The organism is Streptomyces sp. R818 (genome assembly GCF_056172735.1).
In genome coordinates this window covers 380393-403546 of sequence record NZ_JAOCNE010000004.1, presented here as the reverse complement: position 1 = coordinate 403546, position 23154 = coordinate 380393, and the positions used below count along the sequence as shown (strand labels likewise).

The window sequence follows — 23154 nt, the reverse complement described above, 5'->3', positions numbered from 1 at the left end:
GGGGGTGGGGGTCAGCCCTTCGTGCCGCTCTGGGCGACGCCCTGCACGAAGTGCCGTTGAAGGAACAGGTAGAGCAGGATCATCGGCAGGCTCGCGATGAGCGAACCGGCCATCATGACCGGGTAGTTGGTCTCGAACTGCCCCTCCAGGGAGGTCAGTCCCGCGCTGATCGGCATCTTCGCCGGGTCGGTGTTCACGACGAGCGGCCACAGCAGGTCGTTCCAGGACCACATCGCCGTGATGACGGCGAGCGCGGCGAGCGCGGGCCGGATCAGCGGCAGCATGATCGACCAGAAGATCCGGAACGGGCCCGCGCCGTCGATCCGCGCCGCCTCCTCCAGCTCGCGCGGCAGGGAGAGGAAGAACTGGCGGAGCATGAACGTGCCGAACGCGCTGAACATGCCGGGGAGGAACAGCGCGGGCGGCGAGTTCAGCAGCCCGAGCCGCTGGATGATGTCGTACTGCGGAAGGATCAGCAGCGACGACGGGACGAGAAGGACCGAGAGGAACAGCGCGAACAGCACGTTCCTGCCCCGGAACCGCATCCGCGCGAAGGCGTACGCGGCGAGCGAGCAGAACACGAGCTGGCCCACGGTCCGCCCGACCGTGTTGATGAGGCTGTTGCCCAGCATCTCCCCGTACGGGAGCGCCGTGAACACGTCGTGGAACGCCGTCCAGTTCCAGCTCTCGGGGAAGAACGTCGTCGGTACGTGCACGGCCTCCGGCAGCGTCTTGAGCGCGGTCAGGAGCTGCCACAGGAACGGGAAGACCATGACGAGCGCGCCGAGGGAGAGCAGGGCGTGCGTGGCGACAGAGCCGCCGTTCAGTCCGCGCAGGCGGTCACGCATAGTGCACCCACTTCTTCTGGAGGCGGAACTGGAGGAGGGTCAGCGCCGCGGTGAGCAGCATCAGGAGGAACGCGAGCGCGGCCGCCGCGCCCTGGTTGTTCTGCTGGAACGCCCATTGGTAGAAGAGACTGACCACGGACTGCGTGGAGCCGAGCGCCGGGTTGGTGGGGGACATCATCACGTAGATGAGGTCGAACATCTGCAGTGAGTTGATCACGCAGATGACCGCCGCGAAGAAGATGCTCGGGCTCAGCAGCGGCAGCGTGATCGTGAAGAAGCGGCGCACGGGGCCCGCCCCGTCCAGCTCCGCCGCCTCGTAGTAGTCCTGCGGAATGCCCTTGATCCCCGCGATGAAGATGATGAGGTAGTAGCCGACGCTCTGCCACACCGAGACGAGGCCGATGGCCCACAGCGCGGTCGACGGGTCCGAGGCCCAGAAGTGCCGCGAGACGCCGAACCAGGACAGCATCTCGTTCAGGAGGCCGAAGTTCCCGTTGTACAGCCAGTTCCAGACGAGGCCGACGGCGACCGGGAGCGTGACGAACGGGATGAAGTACAGGGCCCGGTAGACGCCCACGCCGCGCAGCCCGCGCCGGTTCAACAGCGCCGCCACGACGATGGAGAGCGGCAGCGTGATCAGGCCGATCGCCCCGTACAGGAGTGTGTTGCCGAGCGCGCGCCACACCGTGACGTCGCCGACGACCCGCGCGTAGTTGTCGCCGCCGGTCCAGGTGTTGCCGCCGAACGGGCCGAAGTGGGTGAAGCTGAAGCCGAACGTCTGGATCAGCGGCCAGATGTAGAACACCAGGAAGCCGATGCCGATCGGGGCTATGAAGAGGTACGCGGCTTTCTGCGTCCGTGAGTTGGGGCCTCTCGCCGCGCCGTCGGGGCCGGCCTTGGTGCGGGGTTTCCTGATCCGTCCTTCCGCCTCCGCGGCGGCCGTCGACGGGAACACGGCCATCACTTGTCCTCCTCGTCGAGGGCCCGGTCCATCTGTTGCGCGAGTGTGCGTGCCGCCTGCTCGACGCCGCCCTTGCCGCTGAAGGGGGCACCGAGGAGTAGATACTCCTGGTCCTCCCAGACGGCCGTGTTGCGCGAACTCGGGTACGGGACCGCGTAGTCGAGCATGTCGATGAAGCACTTGAGGCCGAACTCCGGCATCGACTTCAGCCAGGCGTCCTGCGTCCCCTCGTAGCTGGAGATGGTGATGCCGCCCTTGGCCTGGATCTCGGCGGCCTCGCGCCGCGCCATGAAGTCCACGAACTTCCAGGCCGCTTCCTTCTTGGTCGACTTGCCGCTGATGACGTTGGCGAGGCCGTGGATCACGGTGGCCCGCTCGCGGCCCCTGGGCAGGACGGTGACGCCGCCGTGGTCCTTGATGGCGGGCGCCGCGTACATGAACGACGCCATCGCGGAGAGGTCGTAGTTCATCGCCACCTGCTCGGAGAGGTACAGGTTGCGGGCCCGCACCTCCGACATGGCGCTCTGCGGCGGTGACCAGCCCCGGTCGACCAGGTCCGTCCAGAACCGCAGCCCTTCGAGGGAACGGGGGTCGGAGAACCCGGAGCGTCCGTCGCGCAGCACGTAGCCGCCGGCGCCGAAGATCGTCGGATAGAACTTGGCCTGCCGGTCCATCTCGGCGGCGATCCCGTACACCCGCGTCCTGGGGTTCGTCAGCTCACGCGCCGCGTCCCGGACGTCGTCCCAGGTCCAGCTCTCGTCCGGGTACTGCACACCCGCCTTGTCGAAGAGCGCCTTGTTGTACCAGAGCCCGACGGTGTCGAAGTCCTTCGGGAGGCCGTACTGCTTGCCCTGGTACGCGTAGATGTCGACGAGCGCCTTCGGGTGTTTGCCGACGGGTGTGTTGTCCCGGGCTATGTGTGCACTCAGGGGTTCCAGGACGCCGTTGGCCGCGTAGAGCTGGATGTTGACCGCGTTCATCCAGAACACGTCGGGGGCGGTGCCGCCGCGCATCGAGGTGCGCAGCGTCGTCCAGTACGAGGACCAGGGCGTGACCTGGATCTCGACGGTGATCCCGGGGTTTGCCCGCTCGAACTCCTTGATGATGGCTTCCACGCCCGGCGCCTGCGCGGGGTCCCAGATGCCGTACGAGAGGGTCGTGCGGCCTCCCGCCGCGGTGGAGTCGGACATCGTGCCGCCGCTGCTGCAGCCCGCGACGATCGGGGTCGCCGCGAGCGCACCGGCGATCAGCGTTCTCCTGCGCATACGCGTCTCCGGTCGGGTCGATGGAGTCGGGGTGTCTGCTGCCTGGCGGAGTTCAGTGCTTGGCGGCGGACGGCCGTAACGGGCCCGCCACGTCGGGGAGGTGTGCCTCGACCGCGTCCAGGGCGCGGCGCACCGCGCCCAGGGCCACGCCTTCGCGGCCGAGCGTGCTGACCGCGATCCGCGGCACGTGCAGGGTGAGGGGGCGCAGCCGTTCGGTGAGGAGCGGGCCGAGGGGCGGGCCGACGGGGGCGAGGGCGCCGGACAGGACGAGCAGTTCGGGGTCGAGGGCGAGGACGAGCGCCGCGATCCCGGGCGCGACCCCGGCGAGGTAGCGGTCGAGGACGTCGAGGGCCGCCGGGTCCCCGGCGCGGACGGCCCGCGCGAGGGCGTCCGAGCCGGACTCGCCGTCGCGCCGCTCACCGTCCCAGGCCAGCACCTTTCCGGCTTCCTCCAGGCCGAGTTGGGGCAGGATGCCCAGCTCGCCCGCGCCGCCGCGGCGGCCCCGGTGGAGCTTGCCGTCGATCATCACGCCGCACGAGATGCGCCGCCCCACGAGCACGCACGCCACGTCGTCGGCGAGCACGGCGGCGCCCCGCCAGTGCTCGGCGAGGACGGCGAGGTTGACGTCGTTCTCGACGAAGACACGGCAGGGGACGTCGTCCGCGAGGCGCCGCGCGAGGTCCAGATCGGTCCAGTCGGGGACGACCACCGACAGGATCCGCCCGGTGTCGTCGACCATGCCGGGCACACCGACACCGACCGACCACACGTCGTCCGGGCCGAGCTCCTGCCTTGTGAGGAACCGCCGCAGCCTGGAGCGGAGCAGCTCGATGCGCTCGGCGCCCGAGAGTTCGGCCGGGAACTCCTCGCGGTGCCGGGCGACCACCTCGCCGTCGAGCCGCGCGAGCAGCAGCACCAGCTTCCGCAGACCCATGTCGACGCCGATCACGTGCCCGGCCTCGGCGCGGAACCGGAAGCGGCGCGCGGGCCGCCCCGGCGCACGCCCGGCCGCCGGGATGTCGGTCTCCGCGATCCACCCCTGCCCGGCCAGCTCCTCCACGAGCGCCTCGACGGTCGGGCGGGAGAGCCCGGTGCTGGTGGCGAGGGTGCTGACGGTCTGCGGGCTCTCGCGCCGCAACGCCCGCAGCACCACGGCGGTGTTGAGACCGCGCAGCGCCGCGAGGTCGTGCCCGCGGGCCCTGTCGTGCACCGTCATGGCCTGTTCCCCTCCCGGGCCGACCCCGTCCGACCGTCCGACCGTCCGTACGGCCGACCTGTCGACCGTAATGCGCAGGACTGTTGCATAACCACGGCACCTTGGGAAGTCTGCCCGCACGAAAATTACGCAGAGCTGTTTCGCAATACGTCCGCGCAGTACGAGAGGGGCGGATGAGGGGCGGATGAGGGGCAGTTGAGCCGAGCTCAGGCGGGGTTCACACCCGCTCGACGGCCCGGAAACCAGCCAGCCGCGACAGCAACGCTCGGGCCGAGGGCGCGAGTTCGGCCACGCCCACCGTCACCCCGGCGTTCAGCAGACCGACCACGGCGGAGAGCTCGGGCGCCGTCAGCTCCGTCTCGATGACGTGCCCGCACGCCGCCACGAGGCACCGCCCGCCGGCCTCCGCCCAGAGCACCCGCTCGACGGCCCGTACGGAGTCGTCCTCGGTGAAGCGCCCGGGCCGGGCGGGTGGCGGCACCGGCCGCAGCCCGCCGTCCGTGGCGTGCAGCAGCGCCTCCCGCACCATCCGCCGCCGCAGCGCCGCGGGCCGCGCGGCCTCGCGGTAGTGGCCGAGCGCCTCGGCGAGCACGGCCGGCAACCGGTCCGCCCCGGCCTCCGACGACGCGCGTACGAGGATGTCGGCGCCGCCCTGCCCTCCCTGCGGGGACGCCGGGTCGGGCGCGGGCACGAGCAGGGAACGCAACCCGTGCCCCGGCCGGGGCGCGGCGCGGGGTATGCCGAGGCGCACGACGGCGGCCGGGGCGCCGCTCGCCTCGACCTCGTAGCGCTGACCGGCGGGCCGGTAGAGCAGGTCGCCGGGTGCGAGGTGGACGGTCGACCATGCGGTGTGCCGCGCGAGGCGCAGCCGGGGCCGCCCGAGCAGGGTGAAGAGAAACGTGGCGACACGTGTGTGCGGGCGGCCGTACGGAGTCGCGGCGGGACCGCACACCCCATGGTGCAGGGTGGTGCTCGCGCCGAGCAGCGGCTGGCCCGTGCGGTCCCACAGGCCGGACAGGAAATTCCGCGCCCTGAGCCACACGGGGTGGTGATATGTGTGCAGCCCGCGCACGAGGAGGGTGAACGGCTCGGAGCCCGTCCGAACGAGGAGCCGCCGGTCGTACCGGGCGAAGGAGCCGTCCTCGGGCTGCGGCAGCAGGTCCCCGGGGTCGGTGAGGCGTCGCGGGCCGAGCGAGAAGCCGGTGTCCGGGGAGGCGGGGCGCCGCGCGGCCGTGACGGCGCTCTCGAAGACCTCGTGCGCGTCGAAAGGAGCGGTGACTGTGCCGGTGACTCTGCGGGCGTCGAAGGGCGAATTGACTCCCTGGGCGTCGACGGGTGCGGTGGCGAGCGCGCCGCCGGTGATGAGCACCGGACGCCGGTCCCAGTACGTGTCGACGAACAGGTCCCAGTCGAAGGTCTCCAGGACGTCGACACCGGTCGCCGCGGAGGGGGTCATGCGACCAGCTCCACGGCGCGGACCCGGTACAACGCGGCGAGCAGGCGGTGCACGTGCGGGTCGCCGGGATGGGTGCCGTCGCGGAGTGCGGCCGGGGCGAGGGCGGTGGTCCGCGCGGCGTCGGCGAGGCGGGTTAGGGCGCGCTGTGCGGCGGGGGAGGTGAGGTGCCCCGCGTGCCCGTTGGCGGCCCAGAGCGGCGGGCCCGTGTCGGGGCGCAGGCGCAGTATCTCCGCTGTGCGCCGTAATCGCCGGCCCGGGGCGAAGGGGACGCCGGGACGGGGCGGCGGGGCCGGGTCCAGTCCGGCGGCGGAGAGCAGGGCGGCCCAGCGCAGCAGCAGCGCGCGTTCGGGTTCGTCACCGGTCAGGGCGGCCACGTAGCGCCGGGCGGGTTCGGTGAACCGGGGTGCGGGTGTGAGGCGTCCGTCGGGTGCGGCCGGTGCGGGGTGCGGGAGGGTGGCCTGGTCGTCGCCGGGGAGCGGGTGGTGGCGCAGGACGTCGGCGAGCACGTCGCCGACGTGGGTGAGGGCCGAGGTGGAGCGCGTCGGCACGGTCAGTCGCAGGGTTGTGCACAGCCGCGTACGGTCCTCAAGGTGGGTGCTGCCCGCGGGCCAGTACACCAAGTCGCCCTGCGTGGCGTGCAGTTCGTACTCGGTGCCGGTGTGCTCGGGCCGCACCCGCAGGGTGAGCGAGCCGTCGAGGACCCAGATGAGCACTGCCGCGTCGGGGCGTTCGTGCGGGTCCTCGGCGGTCCGGTGCCGGGTGCCGACCGCCAGCTCCGCGGTGACGGGCAGCGGGGGCAGACCGACGTGCGGCCACAACCCCGCCACGGCGGCACGGACGCGCGACCAGAGGGAGAAGTCGAGGTGCAAGGCGTTCCGGGCGGTCAACAGCCAGCCCGTGGAGCCCAGTTGCCGGTGCCCGGCCAGGCGGGCGGCATAGTCGGCGGTGCTCCGGTCGGCCGGTGACGGCAGCAGCGGTCCGGGGTGGCGGAGCACGCCGTCCGCGACGGCGAGCCGCGTCACGGTCGGCTCGGGGGCGGTGGCCGCGGCCACCAGGAGGCGGTGCGCCTGCGCGGCGTCGAGGCCGGGGCCGGGCGCGTCCGGCACGACCACCGGTTCCTTCGCCCAGTTCGACCAGTACGTGGTGGCGAAGTGACGCCAGGGGGCGGCAGCCGTGGCCTGGGGGGCGGGCACGGGGGCGAGCGCGGGGTCGTGGCGGTTCATGGGGGCCGGGATCTCCTCAATCCCTCGTTCGGGGGGCGGCGTGACGGGAGTGGTGACCTTGGCAGAGCCGTTCGGACACAGTCAACGCCGCGCGCCGGGGCCGCGCACATGTGGCGCGGAACATACGCCGGGCGCGTCGGCGCTGTCCGCACCGTCGGTGCCGGGGTGAGTCGGGTGAGCCAAGTGAGCTGGGTGAGCCGGGTGAGCCGGGTGAGCTTGGGAAAAGGGCGCGCTTGTCTCGAATCTTCGTTTGAGGAGATGTTGTGAAACGGTGGGCGCGAGGGAGCGGAATACGAGATTCCGCCTTATTTGCGCCGGTCAGGGCCATGGCAGGGTGTCGGGGGTCGATTGATCATCCCGGAAAGGCCGCTGTCATGCCTCTTGCCCTGTTCCGCCGCAAACGGGCCCGTTCCGCGGCGCGCGGAGCCGGTCTCGCGCACCCCGTGCCGTCGGGCGCGGGCGCCTTCCACTGCCAGGTCACCGACCCGGTCGGGCAGCCGATGCCGGGCGCGGAGGTCACCGTCACGGACACCGGCACGGGACAGGTCGCGGCGAAGGCCACGACGGACCCGTACGGCCTGGTCTTCCTCACGCTGCGCGCGGGGCGCTACGGCGTGCTGCTCGCGGCGGAGGGGCTGCAGCCGCACCAGCAGACCATCGACGTCCTCGCCGACACGACCGTCCCCCTCACCTCCGTCCAGCTCCACCCCGGCCGCGCCCCGGAACTCCCCTCCACCGGCACCTGGCTCTTCGACCCGCCGCACACCGCGATCCGGTTCATCGCCAAGCACGTCGGCATGGCCCACGTCCACGGCCGCTTCACCCGCTTCGAGGGCGGCATCCACGTCGCGCCCGACATGGCGGACTCCCGGGTGGAGGTCCGCATCGACGCGGCGTCGATCGACACGGGCAACAACACCCGCGACAACCATCTGCGCTCGGCCGACTTCCTGGACGTCGAGAACTACCCCTACATCCACTTCTCCTCCGACCGCTTCCTCTACCGCGGCGGCTCCAAGTGGACCCTCCAGGGCGCCCTCACCATGCACGGCGTCAGCCGCACCGTCGACCTTGACACCAACTACCTCGGCGTCGTCAACGGCGGCTACGCCGAAGAACTCCGCTGCGCGGCCCTCGCCACGGCCGAACTCCATCGCGAGGACTACACCCTCAACTGGCGCACCATGCTGGCCCGAGGCATCGCCGTAGTGGGCCCCACGGTCAAGCTCGAACTGGACGTCCAGGCGATGCACCGCAACCACGACACGCCGACGCCGCCGGAGTAGGAGTTCTCCAGTGGCGGCGCGGGTGGCGCTGACATCGCGGCGCGCCAGAGGCTGTGGAATGGTGATGAGTGGGCGAAATGTCCAGTTCGCCGTGCGGTGAGAAGCCGCGCTCAGTCACGCCCGCAGAGCCACCGGAGGCAGTCATGTCCTCGAAGCGTCGCCGCAAGAAGAAGGCCCGCCGCAAGCACGCCGCGAACCACGGCAGCCGGCCGCAGTCCTGATCCGCGCCGGGGTCACGCCCTCTGCACGAGTCCTTCACCGGCCACCGTCGCCCACTCCGTGACCAATGCCTCGTACTCCGCCCTGTCCTCGGCGGTCAACTGGCCACCAGTGCGCGCCCACAGGTCGCGGATCTGCTGGTTGACCACATCGGCGGAACGGGCGGAGCGCGGGGTGGGAGTGGAGGACATGTGAAAGAGGGTAGGGGATCGGTACGGCTGTGCGCTCCGTTCCGTCACGTGGGCATCGCCATGTGTGATGTTCGCCATGTCGGGCAACCCTTACCGGGTCCGCGCCCGTCTCGCCTCACGGCTTGCGTGCCACCCCCGCGTACAGCGGTACGGGTGTGCCGTCCCGCTCCTCGTCGACGGCCAGCTCCGGGTGCCAGTCCGGCAGCCAGACCACGCCCGGGTCGAGCAGTTCCAGGCCCGTGAAGAACTTCGTCATCTCCTCGCGGGAGCGCGGCACCAGTGTCACCCCGCCCGCCGCGTACATCGCCACGGCGGCCTTCGTGCGCTCGGGGTCGTAGTCCGACGCCAGCTGCGAAAGCACCAGGTGGCTGCCCGAGGGGAGCGCGTCGACCAGCGTACGGATGATGTCGTACGCCCCCTGGTCGTCCGGGATGAAGTGCAGGAGCGCGATCAGCGAGAGCGCGACCGGGCGGTCGAGGTCCAGGATCTCGCCCGCCAGCTCCAGGATCTTCTGCGGGTCCCGGGCGTCGGCCTGCACGTACCGCGTCACGCCCTCCGGCGTTCCGCGCAGCAACGCCTCCGCGTGAGCGAGCACGATCGGGTCGTTGTCGACGTAGACGACGGACGACTCGGGCGCCGCGGTCTGGGCGATGCGGTGCAGGTTCGGCTCGGTCGGTATGCCCGTGCCGATGTCGAGGAACTGGCGCACCCCGAGCCGCGCCGCGAGCATCCGCGTCGCCCGCTGCATGAACCAGCGGTTGTGCCGCGCCCCGTACTTGGCCGTCGGCTCCATCGCCGTGATCTGCCGCCCGATCTCCTCGTCGACCGGGTAGTTGTCCTTGCCGCCGAGGAACCAGTCGTACACCCGCGCCGGATGCGCCTTACTGGTGTCGATGGCCGACGGGGCGACGGGGGACGGGTCGGTCATGAGACAACTCCGATTTCGTCGTGGCCTGTTCGCGCGTGCGTCCGATCATCCTGCCGTACGGGGGTGCCGTGCGGGGCGTGATCGGCTGAGCCGCAGCGCGGCGGCCGCTCAGGCTCCGAAAGCGCCGTGCCTGCCTTCCCCCGCCACGAACCGTCCCGCCCCCTCGACCCCCTCCGCCAGGACGCCCGCCCCGTGCCGCAGCTCCGCCCGCATCGCCGTCTCCTCGTCCATCCCGCCCTGCTCCCGTACGGACGCCCGGTCGCTGCGCAGGCACGCCTGGGGGAAGGCGGCCAGCTGGGCGGCGAGGGCCTCGGCCGCGGCCCGCGCGCGGCCCGGCGGGACCAGGCGGTTGGCGAGCCCGATCTCGTACGCCTCCTGCGCGGGGACCGGGCGGCCGGTGAGGATGAGGTCCATGGCGCGGCTCTCGCCGATCAGGCGGGGCAGCCGCACCGTGCCGCCGTCGATCAGCGGGACGCCCCAGCGGCGGCAGAACACGCCGAACACGGCGTCCTCCTCGACGACCCGCAGGTCGCACCAGAGGGCGAGTTCGAGGCCGCCCGCGACGGCGTGCCCGCTGACGGCGGCGATCACCGGCTTCGTCAGGCGCAGCCGCGTCGGGCCCATCGGCCCGTCACCTTCCTGGGTGACCTTGTTGCCGCGCTCCGTGCCGACGGCCTTGAGGTCGGCGCCCGCGCAGAACGTGCCGCCCGCGCCCCAGAGGACCGCCACCCGCGCCGTGTCATCGGCCTCGAACTCCCGGAAGACGGCAACCAGTTGCGCGGCGGTCGGCCCGTCGACCGCGTTCCGCGCCTCGGGGCGGTCCAGGACGACGGTGCTGACATGACCTCGGCGTTCCACGCGGACGGACGAACGGGCGGTCGACATGCGCGCATCCTGCCACGGTCCGCCTGCCCGGCCCCACCCCTCGGCACCGCCCCCGTTTCCTTGACCTCAAGATTGGTTGAGGTCCTACTGTCGTCCGCATGAGCATGGAAACCACAGCCTGGACGCAGCTCCACAGCGTCATGAACGCCCAGAACGGCGGCCCGGACAAGCGGCCCTTCGCCCGCGCGACCCTGCGCCGGATCGCCGCCTTCGCCCGGCCGCACCGGCGCCGCATCATCCAGTTCGTGCTGCTCAGCGTGGTCGGGGCGCTGCTGGCGGTGGCGACGCCGGTCCTCGCCGGGCACGTCGTCGACGCGATCGTGGGCGGCAAGGACCAGGGCGAGGTGGTCCGGCTCGCCGTACTCATCGCCGTCATCGCGCTCGGCGAGGCGGGCATCGGTCTGCTCGCCCGCTGGCTCTCGGCCAACCTCGGCGAGGGCCTCATCCTGGATCTGCGGACCGCTGTCTTCGACCACGTGCAGCGGATGCCGGTCGCGTTCTTCACACGCACCCGTACGGGCGCGCTCGTCAGCCGTCTCAACAACGACGTGATCGGCGCCCAGCGCGCCTTCAGCAACACCCTGTCCGGCGTGGTCGGCAACATCGTCACGCTCGTGCTGACCCTGGCCGTCATGCTCACCCTGTCCTGGCAGATCACCCTCCTCGCCCTGCTCCTGCTCCCCGTCTTCGTGCTGCCCGCGCGCCGCATGGGCAGCCGCATGGCACGCCTCCAGCGCGAGGCCGCCGCCCACAACGCCGCCATGGGCACGCGGATGACCGAGCGGTTCTCCGCGCCCGGCGCCACCCTGGTGAAGCTCTTCGGCCGACCCGAGGAGGAGTCCGCCGAGTTCGCCGCGAGGGCGCGCCGCGTCCGCGACATCGGGGTGCGGACGGCGATGGCGCAGTCCGCGTTCATCACCGCGCTCACCCTCGTCTCGGCCCTGGCCCTGGCGCTGGTCTACGGCCTCGGCGGCTACTACGCCCTCGATGGCACCCTCGAAGCGGGCGCCGTCGTCTCTCTCGCCCTGCTCCTCACCCGCCTGTACGCGCCGCTGACCTCCCTGGCCGGGGCCCGCGTCGAGGTGATGAGCGCCCTGGTCAGCTTCGAGCGGGTCTTCGAGGTGCTCGACCTCAAGCCGCTGATCGACGAGAAACCGGACGCCCGCGAGGTGCCGGACGGGCCCGTCGCCGTCGAGTTCGACGACGTCCGCTTCGGCTATCCCTCCGCCGACAAGGTCTCCCTCGCCTCCCTCGAAGAGGTCGCCACGCTCGACACCCGCGGTGGCGCCGAGGTCCTGCACGGCGTGAGCTTCCGCGCCGAACCCGGCCAGACCGTCGCCCTCGTCGGCTCCTCGGGCGCGGGCAAGTCGACCATCGCGCAACTCCTGCCCCGCCTCTACGACACCGACGCGGGCGCCGTCTGCATCGGCGGCGTCGACGTACGCGACCTGAGCGCACCCGCCCTGCGCGGAACGCTCGGCATGGTCACCCAGGACGGCCACCTCTTCCACGACACGGTCCGCGCCAACCTGCTCCTCGCCAGGCCGGACGCCGACGAGGACGAACTCTGGGACGTCCTGCGCCGCGCCCGCCTCGACCACCTGGTGCGCGAACTGCCGGACGGGCTCGACACCGTCGTCGGCGAGCGCGGCTACCGGCTCTCCGGCGGCGAACGCCAGCGCATGACCATCGCCCGCCTCCTCCTCGCCCGCCAGCGCGTCGTCATCCTCGACGAGGCCACCGCCCACCTCGACAACACCTCCGAGGCCGCCGTCCAGGAGGCCCTGACCGAGGCGCTCACCGACCGCACGGCCATCGTCATCGCCCACCGCCTCTCCACCATCCGCTCCGCCGACCAGATCCTCGTCGTGGAGGACGGCCGGATCGTGGAGCGCGGCACGCACACCGCCCTGCTCGCCGCGGGCGGACGTTACGCGGAGCTGTACCGCACCCAGTTCGCCCCGGAGGAGGCCGCGCCGGAAGCGGCCTGAACTCCCGTGCAGATCGGCCGAGTTGACCTATGGGACGGCGGCGGGAGCGCGGTTACCCTGAGTCCATGCTGCTGGGTCGTACAGCGGAATGCGCTCGGATCGCCGACCTGATCGACGACGCGCGTACGGGGCGGAGCGCGGCACTTGTCATCCGGGGCGAGGCCGGTATCGGCAAGAGCAGCCTGCTCCGCTACGCCGAGTCGGTCGCCGGTGACCTCACCCTGCTGCGCACCCACGGCATCGAGACCGAGTCGCAACTGCCCTACGTGGGCCTCGCCGACCTCTTCCGGCCGGTCACCGACCACCTGAAGCGCATTCCGGGCCGGCAGGCGGCGGCCCTCACCGGCGCGCTGGCGCTCGGCCCGGCCGTCGCCCAGGACCGGTTCGCCGTCGCCGCCGGGACGCTCAGCCTGCTCGGCGCGGTCAGCGAGTCCGGGCCCGTCCTGGTCGTCGTCGACGACGCGCAATGGCTCGATCCGTACTCCCTGGACTCCCTCGCCTTCGCCACGCGCAGGCTCGGCCGCGAAGGGGTCGTCGCCCTCTTCGCGACCCGCGACACCGACGAGGCCGCCTCCCGGCTCGCCCCCGTGGAGACCCTCACCCTGCGCGGGCTCGACACCGACGCCGCGCGCACCCTGGTCGCCGACGAGCCACTGTCCCCGCGCGACATCACCTGGCTCCTCTCCGAAGCGCGCGGCAACCCGCTCGCCCTGGTCGAACTGCCCGCCCTGCTCGCGCGCGGCGGCCACCGGCGCGACACCGGGGCCCCGCTGCCCATCGGCGAGATGCTCGCCCGCACCTTCCACAGCGCCATCGCCCGGCTGCCCGTCCGGACGCAGGACGCCATGCTGCTGCTCGCCGTCCTGGGCCCGCGCCCCCTCGCCGGTACCGAACGCGTCCTGCGCGACCAGGGGCTGACCTACGCCTCGCTCGAACCCGCCGAGCGCGCGGGCCTGGTGACCGTCGAAGAAGGCGCGTACGTCTTCCGCCACCCGCTCGTCCGCTCCGGCGTCTACCACGGGGCGAGCGCCGTGCGCCGCTGGCGCGCCCACCGCACCGTGGCCCGCGCGCTCCAGGACGCCCAGGCCCCCACCGCCCTTGAGCGGTACGCCTGGCACCTCGCGGAGTCCGGCGCCGACCCCGACGAACAGGTCGCCGCCGCCCTCGAACGCGCAGCCTCCGCTGGGCCCGCGAGCCTCGCCTTCCCGCTCGCCTCCCGCCTCTACGCGCACGCCGCCCGCTTCACCCCGGAGGGCGAGCACAAGGCGGGCCGCCTGCTGTCCGCCGCCCGCGCCGCGCAGGCCGCCGGGTCGCTCGACGAGGCCGCAGGGCTCCTCGACCGCGCCCTCGGCCACGCCACCCGGCCGCGCACCCGCCTCGACGTGCGCCAACTGCTCTGCTACGTCGACATCCAGCGCGGTCGCCCGGCCCGTGCGAGCGAGGAGCTGCGGGCCGCCGTCGACGAGGCCCGGAGCGTCGACCCCGCGCTCGCCGCCGTCATGCTCGGCGGCGTCACCCTCACCGAACTCGCCGTCGGCGACCTCACCGCCGCCCGCGCCACCTCCGACGAGTCCATGCGCATCGTCGAGGCCTTCACCGACGCGCCCGCCGCCCTGCCCGTACGCCTCCTGCACGCGCTCGTCCAGCTCCTCGGCGGCGACGCGGAGGACGGCCGGGCCCTGCTCCACGAACTGGAGAAACCCCTCGCCGAACCGGACCTGTCCTTCCCGTACCCGGTCTCCGGCGTCGGCGGCCTCTGCTACCTGGCCGCCGAGGAGCTGGACGAGGGGCACGCCCTGCTCGACCGGGCCGTGCACGCCGCGCGCGCCGCCAGCACGGTCGGGCTGCTGGCGCATCTGCTCGGTACGTTGTCGGTGATCGAGTTCTGGCGCGGCCAGTGGACCTCCGCGCTCGCCCACGCCGACGAGTCCGCGCGGCTCGGCGAGGACACCGGGCGCGTCATCGAGGTGTGCCGGGCGCTCGCCGCGCAGGCCAAGGCCGAGGCCGCCCTCCACCGCGAGACGGACTGCCGCCGCCACGGCGCCCAGGCCGCCGCGCTCGCCGCCGCCGCGGACCTGCCCATGGACGCGGCCCGCGCCCACGGCGCCCTCGGCCTCCTCGAACTCGGCCTCGGCCGCCACGAGGAAGCCGCCCGCCACCTGGAGAACGTACGGGACTTCTCCGTCGCCAACGGGCGCGGCGACGGCCTCTACCTCTCCTGGGCCGCCGACCTCGCCGACGCCTACGCCCACCTCCACCGCACCGACGAGGCGTACGACGTGCTGCGCGTCCTGGAGCACGAGGCGGGGCGCGGGCACCGCCCCATCGCCGCCGCGGCTGCCGCGCGCTGCCGGGCCATGCTCGAACCGGGCGACGCCGAGCGGCACCTGGACCGGGCGCTGCTCCATCTCGGGGGAGTGGTGGCGCCGTTCGAGCGGGGGCGCACCGAGTTCACGCGGGGGGAGCTGCTGCGGCGGCAGGGGCGTCGTGACGAGGCGCGGCGGTGGTTGCGGCGCGGGCTCGCCACGTTCGAGCGGCTCGGGGCGGCCGGGTGGGCGGCGCGGGCGGCGGCCGAGCTGCACGCGGCCGGTGGCGACCAGGTCCGTACGGGCCCCGCGCCGCTGGACGGCCTCACCCCGCAGGAGCTGCGCGTCGCCCTTGCCGTCGGCCGTGGCGTCACCAACCACGAGGCCGCCGAACAGCTCTTCCTCAGCGTCAAGACGGTCGAGTTCCACCTGGGCAACATCTACCGGAAGCTGGACGGGGTGCATCGCAGAGCGCAGCTCGTGCGGTTGCTGAGCCATTCCAGTGAGGCGTGAACCGCGTTCTCGTCCTGGCGAAGACGCCTCGGCACAGAACAGCGGGGGTGCCCTGATGGGCACCCCCGTCCCCCGATTGTCCCCCGTTGAGACCCCCGTAGATCCCCCCGCGGTCGAAAGCCCCGTGCGCTTCCGTGTCTCCACGATGGACCCGGGCGGCCTTGCGGGCCACGGTGAAAACCCTGGGATCGCGGACCAGGGGCGTACGGCGGTTGCTGTACGCGCCGGAGGGCGGGGGAGCGGGGCCGAACGGCCCTGCGGGTGAGGGCCGAACGGCCCCTGCCCCGCCTGTGGCCAGGGCGCCACGGTGTGCGTCCGCCGCGCGCTTCGTGGCCGTTCGTGTTCGCCTTTCGTGTTCGCCTCGTGTTTCGGGGACCGGCTCTCAGGGGGGCCACCATGGCATGGACGCCCGCGCTGCGGCTGCGCCGCCTGCGGACCGCACGGCTCTCGGACCGTCCGTCGCCGGTCGCCGTGCGGTACGTCGCCGGGTGCCTGGTGATCGAACTGCGGGCGGAGCTGGGGCCCGCCGCCGAGGCGTCCCTCGGGCGTCTGCTGCACGGCGTCATCCGCCCCGGCAGCAGCGCCGTCCTCCTCGACCTGCGGCGCGTGGGGAATGTCGGACCCGGCGGGCTCAGCGCGCTGAGCCTGGCGCGGGTCCTGGCGGACCGGCACGGGCTGGCGTTCGCCGTGGTCCGGGAGGAGAGCGTGCCCGAACTCCCGCGGTGGGTGGCGGAGTTGGCGCCGCCGCCGTCCCGGCTCACCCGCAACGGAGGATGCCCCGCGCCCGACCGGCTGCTGCGGTCTGGTGATGAGGCTGGGACATGACGCGGACGGGTACGGGTGGACGGCTCTGATGACGTGGCCGGCGCGATGCGCCCTCGGGGCCGTCGACCGGGTGGCGAGCGCCGCCGTACGGGTGGTGGTCGACTCGGTGCTCGACCGGATCGACCTGGACGCGGTGGTGGCCCGGGTGGACGTGAACCGGGTCGCGGACCGCGTGGACGTCCAGCGGGTCGCCGGGCGGGTGGATGTGGACCGGGTTGCGGATCGGGTGGATGTGGACCGGGTGGCCGATCGGGTGGACGTGGAGCGGGTCGCGGCCCGCATCGACGTGGACCGGGTGGCCGACCGGGTCGACGTGGCGCGGATCGTGGCCCGCGTGGATGTGGACCGGATCGCGGATCAGGTCGACGTGGACCGGGTCGCGGCCCGGATCGACGTGGCGGCGGTCGCCGACCGGGTCGACGTGGACCGGGTCGCCGACCAGGTCGACATCGACCGGGTCATCGCCCGGATCGATCTCGTCGGGCTCACCCGTGACGTGCTGCGGGAGATCGATCTCGGGCGGATCGTACGGGAGACCGGCGGCGGGATGGCCGCCGACACCGGGGCGGCGATCCGCGTCCTCGGCAGGCGCGGCGACCACGCCGTGAACCGGCTGGCGGACCGGGCCTTCGGACGGAACGGGGGGCCTCCGGCCGGGCGGGCGGACAACAGTGCCCCGCGCGGGAACGGCGGGCCTCCGTGACCGCCGCCCGGGACAGCGGGGCATGGCACGGCGGTCGTGCCCAGGGGAGGAACGGCGATCCGGTCGCCGACCGGGACGGCGAGGGGTGGTGCGGTGGTCGTGCGCCGGGGAGGGACAGCGGGCGGGCTGTCCACCGGGGCAGCGGTCCGGCCGTCCACCGGGACGGCGGGGCCCGCGCCATCGCGCCCGCCCCCGGGACGGAGATCGCCGGGATCGTGTCGCGCGGGGTCGCCGCGCTCGTCGACGCGGTCGTCGTCGCACTCACCGCCGTCGTCGTGCAGTTGGGCGCCGCCTGCACGCTGCTGCTCGTCTCGGGGCCGCCGTTCCGGGTGCCGGAGGTGCCCGGGTGGTTGTCGGGGGTGCTCGGGTGGGCCTTTGCCCTCTGCTATCTCGGCGGCTCGTGGGCCACGACCGGGCAGACCGTGGGGGCGCGCCTGATGGGGGTGCGGGTGGGGGACCGCGCGGGCGGCCGGCTCGGCGCGCCGCGCTCCTTGCTACGGGCCCTGGTCAGCCTGCTGTTCCCGCTCGGGCTGCTGTGGGTGCCGTGCAGCAGGCGGCGGGCGTCGGTGCCCGATCTGGTGGTCCGGAGCGGCGTGCGGTACGACGGGCGCTGAGACGCTGCCGCGTCCGCGGGGCCGGGCTGTCGCGGAGACCGCGGGGCTCCGCCCCGGACCCGGCTCCGAAATCGCCGGAGGGCCTTGATCAGCGGGGCAGCAGCGCTCCCGCCGCCAGGCCGCCCAGGCCGATCGCGCCGAGGACCACCAGCGCCGTGACGTACGGGCCCGTCGCCGGGTTCGCCACCAGGATCGTGCCTGCCACCGCCGTGCCGACCGAGGAGCCGAGGTTGGAGATCGAGCGGGAGAGGCCCGAGATCTCGCCCTGGAGATCGTCGGGGAAGGCGGACTGGACGACGTTCACCGACGGGGTCAGCATCAGGCCGAGGCCCAGGCCGATCAGGAGCAGACCGGGGGTGAACGCCCACGCCTTGTTGGTGACCTCGGCGAGGGCGATCAGGACACCGATGCCGGTGACCGTCGTGAGGAAGCCCGCCATGACGAGCGTGCGCTGCGCCCGCCGCTTCGCGAAGCGCTCCGCGCCGAGCGACGACGCGAGCAGGCCCACGGTCGACGCGGTGAAGATGACGCCGGTGCTGATCGCGTCGTAGCCCCGTACGACCTGGAGGTACGTGGCCGCCACGAACGAGACGCCCATCAGCACCAGCCACTGCACGTGCTGCGTGATCAGGCCGAGGTTGGAGGTGCGGTTGTGGAACAGGGACGTCGGCAGCAGCGCCTTCTGGCCCTTGCGCTCCTTCGAGCGGACCCAGCCGAAGAACGCCACCAGGATCAGGGCGCCGACGGCCAGCAGACCGAGCGCCAGCCAGCCGTTGTCGTCCGTGACGAGGATGCCGGTGACGAGCAGGACCAGGCCCCCGGCCGAGAGCACCGCGCCGACCGTGTCGAAGTGACAGTGCGGGTCCGGCGGCAGCGGATCCTCCAGCTTGCGGGTCAGCAGGATGATGACCGCGATGACCAGGGCCTGGAAGACGAAGGACGCCCGCCAGCTGATCGCCGAGGTGATGAGGCCGCCGATCAGCGGACCGGCCGCCGCGCCTACGCCGCCCAGCGCCATGATCGCCCCGAACGCGCGGGCCCGGTCGGAGACCTCGGTGAACAGCAGGGTGGTGAGGATGTAGACGGGCGGGATGAGCAGCGCCGTGCCGATGCCCTCCAGGATCGAGTTGCCCAGGATGAGGATGCCGAGGCCGGGCGCGGCCGCGCTGAGCAGGGCCCCGACCCCGTAGATCAGCAGACCGGCGATGAGGCAGCGCTTGCGGCCGTAGCGGTCGGTGAGGATACCGCCGGGGATCATCAGCGCGGCCATGACCAGCAGGAACACGGTGATCGCGGTCTGCACGCCCTGCACCGTGGTGTCCAGGTCCTCGCTGATGTCCTTGATCATCACGTTCATGTTCGACCCGGCGAAGCTGCAGATGAACTGCGCGAGGGCGAGCGGCGCGAGGAGCCGGCGCGGCCACGCGCGCTCGGCGCCCGCTCCGCTCGGACGGGACGGCACGGTCATCGGCTTGCCTCCGATCGGGGGCGGGACGACCGCCAGGGTCGTGGCCGCCCTCCGCCCGGTCGTCACCCTCGGAGGGTGACGACCGAGGGGGCCCACCGGGAGCAACACTCGTTCCGCAGCGGTGCATCGGGCACCCTCCACACGCACGGAGGTCCTGTCATGGCCACCTCGACGACCCCGCACCACCGCACCAGCGCGAAGGAGGCGGCGGCCGGCGGACTGACCGTCTTCGCGGCGGTGATGCTCTTCATCTCCGGCATCCTGGGCTTCTGCCGCGGTCTCATGGGCGTCCTGGAGGACAACGTCTTCCTGACGACACGCGACTACGTCTTCCAGTTCGACCTGACGGCCTGGGGCTGGATCCACATGCTGATCGGCGCGGTCGCGGTCGCCGTGAGCCTCGGCCTCTTCGCCGCCGTCAAATGGGCCCGCGTCCTCGGCGTCGCCCTCGCCGGACTCCTGATCATCGCCAACTTCCTCTCCATCCCGTACTACCCGTTCTGGTCCATCACGCTGATCGCCCTGAACGCGTTCATCATCTGGGCGCTCTGCGTGGTGCGTCGGGACACCCTCATCTGACGGGACACCCGTGTCCGACCGGAAGAACTCCTTGACCAGGCGAGGTGACGCATGCGCGACGGACCGGCACGGACGACGGACGAGAGGGCCGAGCGGATCGCCGGGTTCATCGCGCCGCTGCGGGTGGAACCCGGCACCCGGGTCCGCCTGGCCAAGGACTACGACCCCGCGTACAAGGCGGGCGTCAAGAACAAGAAGGCCGGCGAGGAGCTGCTGCGCTCCGGCGTCACGCTGCTCGCGGAGTACCAGCGGCGCCTCGCGGCCGAGGGCAGCCACGGCGTCCTGCTCTGTCTCCAGGCGCTCGACGCGGGCGGCAAGGACGGCACCATCCGCCACGTGATGAGCGGCGTCAACCCGCAGGGCGTGCGGGTGGCCGGGTTCAAGGTGCCCTCCACCGACGAACTCAGCCACGACTACCTCTGGCGCTACGCCCGCGACCTCCCGCGCCGGGGCGAGATCGGCATCTTCAACCGCTCGCACTACGAGGAGGTCCTGGTCGTCCGCGTGCACCCGGAGCACCTCACCCGGCAGGGGCTGCCGGACGAGGCCACGGACAAGAGGATCTGGCAGCGCCGCTACCGCCAGATCAACGACTGGGAGCGCTACCTCACCGAGAACGGCTTCCACGTCGTGAAGCTCTTCCTGAACCTCTCCAAGGAGGAGCAGCGCACCCGTTTCCTCAAACGCATCGACGTGCCGGAGCGCAACTGGAAGTTCTCCGCCGCCGACGTCCGCGAGCGCGCGTTCTGGGACTCCTACCAGGACGCGTTCGCCGAGATGCTCTCCGCCACCAGCACCCCGTGGGCGCCCTGGTACGTGATCCCCGCCGACCGCAAGTGGTTCGCGCGGATCTGCGCGGCCGCCGTCCTCGCCCACACGCTCATGGAGATCGACCCGCGCTACCCGGAGGTCGACGACAAGAGCCGCGCCGCCCTCGCCCGGGAGCGGGGGCGCCTGGAGCAGGAGGCGCCCGGCGGCCGGGGCGGGCGGAGGGGCGGACGATGACCGCACAAGCCGAGGCCCGCGTCTGGTACGCGCGGCCCGCCGAGACCGTGGCCGGGGAGCTCGGGGTCGACCCGGCCACGGGTCTCAGCTCACAGGCGGCGGCCACGCGGCTGCGCGAGGACGGGCCCAACGCGCTGCCGCAGGAGCGCACGAGGTCCGCGCTGTCCCGGTTCCTCGGCCAGTACACCTCGCACATGCAGATCATCCTGCTCGCCTCCGCCGTGGTGTCGCTGGCCATCCAGGAGTGGGGGACGGCGGTCGTGCTGCTCGTCCTCACCGTCGTCAACGCGGTGATCGGGCTCCGCCAGGAGGGCAAGGCGGAGAGCGCCATGAACGCCCTGAAGGAGATGACGAAGGCCACCGCGCGCGTGCGCCGCGACGGCGCCGAGGCCGAGATTCCGGCCGAGGAGGTCGTCGTCGGCGACATCGTGCTGCTCACGGCGGGCGACGAAGTCCCGGCCGACGGACGCCTGCTGAGCGCGAGCGCCCTCCAGATCGACGAGTCCGCGCTCACCGGGGAGAGCGTGCCCGCCGCCAAGGACGCCGCGCCCGTGCGGGGGGACGGGCTCGGGCCCGCCGACCAGACGGACATGGCGTTCATGACCACGCCGGTCACGCACGGCAGCGCCGTCCTCGTCGTCACCGCCACCGGCTCCGGCACCGAACTCGGCCGCATCTCCGGCATGTTGACGACCACCAGGCCGGAGCCGTCGCCGCTGACCACCGAGCTGAACCGGCTGACGCTGTGGATCGTCGGCGCCGCCGGACTCACCATGGTCGTGATGTTCGCCCTGGGGCGCTCGCGGGACGAGGCGTGGGACGCGCTGTTCGTCAGCGCCGTCTCCCTCGCCATCGCGGCCGTCCCCGAGGCGCTGCCCACGGTCACCCAGACGATCCTCTCCCTCGGCGGACTCGACCTGGCCCGCAGGCACGCCATCGTCAAGGACCTCCCGTCGGTGGAGACACTCGGCTTCACCTCGGCGATCAACTCCGACAAGACCGGCACGCTCACCATGAACCAGATGACCGTCGTCGAGGTCGTCGACCCCTACGACCGGTACACGGTCTCCGGCACCGGCTATTCCCTGGAGGGCCGCGTCCACCACGCCGCCGGGTCCACGCCGAGCATCGAGGAGGCGATCCTGCCCTACCTCGTCGCCAGTGACGCGGCCCTCGTCGACGGGCACGTCGTCGGCGATCCCACCGAGGGCGCCCTGCTCGTCCTCGGCCACAAGGCGGGCCTCGACGTCACCGCCACCCGGGAACGGCTCCCGCGCCTCGCCACCCTGCCGTTCGACCCGGCGTACAAGCTGATGGCGACCTTCCACACGGCCCGCGGCAGCGGAGGCGAGGAGGTCGTGCGCTGCTTCGTGAAGGGAGCGGCGCCCGCCGTCCTCGCGCGCACCACGACCGCCCTGTCCCGGGGCGAGGCCGTCCCCTTCGACGACGCGCTGCGCGACCGCGCCCAGGACGAGATCGACCGCATCAGCCGCGCGGGCCGCCGGGTGATGGCCGCCGCCACCCGCGACATCGACCCGGCGCTCTTCGCGCCGGACGGCGACCTCCTCGCCCTGGTCCGGGACTTGAGCGTCACCAGCCTCGTCGGCATGGTCGACCCGCCGCGCGAGGAGTCCCGCGCCGCCGTGGCCGCCGCGCAGGCCGCCCACATCCGCGTACGGATGGTGACCGGGGACGACGTCGTCACCGGCGCGGCCGTCGCCGAGCAGGTCGGGATCGAGGGCGAGGCGATCCTCGGCGCCGACTTCGCCGCCCTGCCGCCCGAGGAGCGCCTCGCCCGCATCGACCGGATCGGGGTCGTAGGCCGGGTCGCCCCCGAGCACAAGGTGCTGCTCGCCGAGGTGCTCAAGGAGAAGGGCGACGTGGTCGCCATGACCGGCGACGGTGTCAACGACGCGCCCGCCATCAAGGCCGCCGACATCGGCATCGCCATGGGATCGGGCACCGAGGTCGCCAAGAACGCCGGACGCATGATCCTCTCCGACGACAACTTCGCCACGATCGTCCACGCCGTCGAGCAGGGCCGGAAGATCTACGACAACCTCACCAAGTACATCCGGTTCGTCCTCGTCCTCCTCGTCGTCTTCGTGCTCACCTTCCTCGGCGCGACGCTCTTCGACATCGCGGGCGGCGAACCGTTCACCCCCGCCCAGGTGCTCTGGATCCACTTCTTCGTCAACGCGGCCTTCGGCTTCTCCCTCGGCTTCGACCGGATCAGCGCCGGGCTCATGGACCGCCGCCCGCGCCCGCGCGGCGAACCCGTCATGACCGGCGGCCTGATGCTCACCGTCGGCCTCGTCGGCGTCGTGATCGCCGCCTCGCTGCTCGCCCTGCTCGCACTCGGCAGGGCGCGCTACGACAGCACGGAGATCGGCAACTCCATCGCCTTCACCGCGTTCGCGCTCTGCCTGATCGTCGCCGCGCTCGAATGCCGCAACCAGACGCGGACCGCCCTCACGGTCGACACCTTCGACAGCAAGCAGCTCAACTGGACCGTGTTCGGCGAGTTCGTGCTCGCGATCCTCGTCATCCAGACCGACGTCTTCAACCGCCTCCTCGACACGACACCGCTCCACCTCGGCCAGTTCGGCTGGGCCCTGCTGCCCCGCTCGCCCTGCTCGGCCTGTGGGAGCTGGGCAAGCTGCTCGCCCGCC

General features: G+C 72.6%; 19 protein-coding genes and 1 pseudogene. 10 read left to right on the top strand and 10 right to left on the bottom strand.

Annotated features, from left to right (window positions below; translation table 11 throughout):
* Positions 1 to 11: 11 nt before the first annotated feature.
* From N5I75_RS14770 to N5I75_RS14745, 6 genes are all read right to left on the bottom strand, one after another.
* A complete protein-coding gene (locus N5I75_RS14770) occupies positions 12 to 848 on the bottom strand; it encodes a carbohydrate ABC transporter permease (RefSeq protein WP_476677649.1) in 837 nt (278 codons plus the stop codon).
* Positions 841 to 1809, bottom strand: a complete 969-nt coding sequence (locus N5I75_RS14765; protein WP_476677647.1) for a carbohydrate ABC transporter permease — start codon at positions 1807 to 1809, stop codon at positions 841 to 843. The genes N5I75_RS14770 and N5I75_RS14765 overlap by 8 nt, the downstream gene beginning before the upstream one ends.
* Positions 1809 to 3074 carry an ABC transporter substrate-binding protein gene (locus N5I75_RS14760; RefSeq protein ID WP_476677646.1) on the bottom strand — a complete coding sequence of 422 codons (1266 nt, stop codon included), beginning with the start codon at positions 3072 to 3074 and terminating at the stop codon, positions 1809 to 1811. The genes N5I75_RS14765 and N5I75_RS14760 overlap by 1 nt, the downstream gene beginning before the upstream one ends.
* 52 nt (positions 3075 to 3126) lie before the next feature.
* A complete protein-coding gene (locus N5I75_RS14755) occupies positions 3127 to 4290 on the bottom strand; it encodes an ROK family transcriptional regulator (RefSeq protein WP_476677644.1) in 1164 nt (387 codons plus the stop codon).
* 217 nt (positions 4291 to 4507) lie between these two features.
* Entirely contained in the window at positions 4508 to 5746 is a 1239-nt protein-coding gene (locus N5I75_RS14750; RefSeq protein ID WP_476677643.1) for a hypothetical protein, read from the bottom strand.
* Positions 5743 to 6969, bottom strand: coding sequence for a hypothetical protein (locus N5I75_RS14745; protein ID WP_476677641.1), 1227 nt, complete (start codon positions 6967 to 6969; stop codon positions 5743 to 5745). Before N5I75_RS14745 ends, N5I75_RS14750 begins: the two co-directional genes overlap by 4 nt.
* A 374-nt stretch (positions 6970 to 7343) precedes the next feature.
* Here N5I75_RS14745 and N5I75_RS14740 point away from each other — a divergent pair, with 374 nt between their 5' ends.
* Both N5I75_RS14740 and N5I75_RS14735 read left to right on the top strand, forming a co-directional pair.
* Positions 7344 to 8255 (top strand): YceI family protein, encoded by a 912-nt coding sequence (locus N5I75_RS14740; RefSeq protein ID WP_476677640.1) that lies wholly within the window; start codon positions 7344 to 7346, stop codon positions 8253 to 8255.
* Between the two features lie 77 nt (positions 8256 to 8332).
* Positions 8333 to 8476 carry a hypothetical protein gene (locus N5I75_RS14735; protein WP_476677638.1) on the top strand — a complete coding sequence of 48 codons (144 nt, stop codon included), beginning with the start codon at positions 8333 to 8335 and terminating at the stop codon, positions 8474 to 8476.
* Between the two features lie 12 nt (positions 8477 to 8488).
* Here N5I75_RS14735 and N5I75_RS14730 read toward each other — a convergent pair whose 3' ends face one another.
* From N5I75_RS14730 to N5I75_RS14720, 3 genes are all read right to left on the bottom strand, one after another.
* On the bottom strand, positions 8489 to 8665 hold the full coding sequence (locus N5I75_RS14730) for a hypothetical protein (protein WP_394428759.1): 177 nt from the start codon (positions 8663 to 8665) through the stop codon (positions 8489 to 8491).
* Positions 8666 to 8780: 115 nt separating this feature from the next.
* Entirely contained in the window at positions 8781 to 9593 is an 813-nt protein-coding gene (locus N5I75_RS14725) for an SAM-dependent methyltransferase (protein ID WP_476677635.1), read from the bottom strand.
* A gap of 108 nt (positions 9594 to 9701) precedes the next feature.
* The gene (locus tag N5I75_RS14720) at positions 9702 to 10478 is read right to left on the bottom strand and encodes a crotonase/enoyl-CoA hydratase family protein (RefSeq protein ID WP_476677633.1); all 777 of its coding nucleotides are present in this window, start codon (positions 10476 to 10478) and stop codon (positions 9702 to 9704) included.
* Positions 10479 to 10582: 104 nt separating this feature from the next.
* Between N5I75_RS14720 and N5I75_RS14715 the strand changes: the two genes are divergently transcribed.
* From N5I75_RS14715 to N5I75_RS14695, 5 genes are all read left to right on the top strand, one after another.
* Positions 10583 to 12469 carry an ABC transporter ATP-binding protein gene (locus N5I75_RS14715; RefSeq protein ID WP_476677911.1) on the top strand — a complete coding sequence of 629 codons (1887 nt, stop codon included), beginning with the start codon at positions 10583 to 10585 and terminating at the stop codon, positions 12467 to 12469.
* Positions 12470 to 12534: 65 nt separating this feature from the next.
* Positions 12535 to 15288: an AAA family ATPase gene (locus tag N5I75_RS14710; protein ID WP_476677632.1), complete on the top strand. Its 2754-nt coding sequence runs from the start codon at positions 12535 to 12537 to the stop codon at positions 15286 to 15288.
* Positions 15289 to 15684: 396 nt separating this feature from the next.
* On the top strand, positions 15685 to 16113 hold the full coding sequence (locus tag N5I75_RS14705; protein ID WP_476677630.1) for an STAS domain-containing protein: 429 nt from the start codon (positions 15685 to 15687) through the stop codon (positions 16111 to 16113).
* Between the two features lie 28 nt (positions 16114 to 16141).
* Positions 16142 to 16816 (top strand): hypothetical protein, encoded by a 675-nt coding sequence (locus N5I75_RS14700; RefSeq protein ID WP_476677628.1) that lies wholly within the window; start codon positions 16142 to 16144, stop codon positions 16814 to 16816.
* On the top strand, positions 16813 to 17430 hold the full coding sequence (locus N5I75_RS14695; protein ID WP_476677626.1) for an RDD family protein: 618 nt from the start codon (positions 16813 to 16815) through the stop codon (positions 17428 to 17430). Before N5I75_RS14700 ends, N5I75_RS14695 begins: the two co-directional genes overlap by 4 nt.
* An 88-nt stretch (positions 17431 to 17518) precedes the next feature.
* Here the strand turns inward: N5I75_RS14695 and N5I75_RS14690 are convergent, their stop codons facing one another.
* Positions 17519 to 18898, bottom strand: a complete 1380-nt coding sequence (locus tag N5I75_RS14690) for an MFS transporter (protein ID WP_476677909.1) — start codon at positions 18896 to 18898, stop codon at positions 17519 to 17521.
* Between the two features lie 159 nt (positions 18899 to 19057).
* On the opposite strand from N5I75_RS14690, the gene N5I75_RS14685 reads away from it, so the two are divergent.
* From N5I75_RS14685 to N5I75_RS14675, 3 genes and pseudogenes are all read left to right on the top strand, one after another.
* Positions 19058 to 19477 carry a DUF7144 family membrane protein gene (locus N5I75_RS14685; RefSeq protein ID WP_476677624.1) on the top strand — a complete coding sequence of 140 codons (420 nt, stop codon included), beginning with the start codon at positions 19058 to 19060 and terminating at the stop codon, positions 19475 to 19477.
* Positions 19478 to 19528: 51 nt separating this feature from the next.
* Positions 19529 to 20482, top strand: a complete 954-nt coding sequence (locus N5I75_RS14680; RefSeq protein WP_476677622.1) for a polyphosphate kinase 2 family protein — start codon at positions 19529 to 19531, stop codon at positions 20480 to 20482.
* Positions 20479 to 23043, top strand: a pseudogene (locus N5I75_RS14675) (cation-translocating P-type ATPase); the annotation flags it as partial. The gene N5I75_RS14680 and the pseudogene N5I75_RS14675, both read left to right, overlap by 4 nt.
* Positions 23044 to 23154 lie beyond the last annotated feature (111 nt).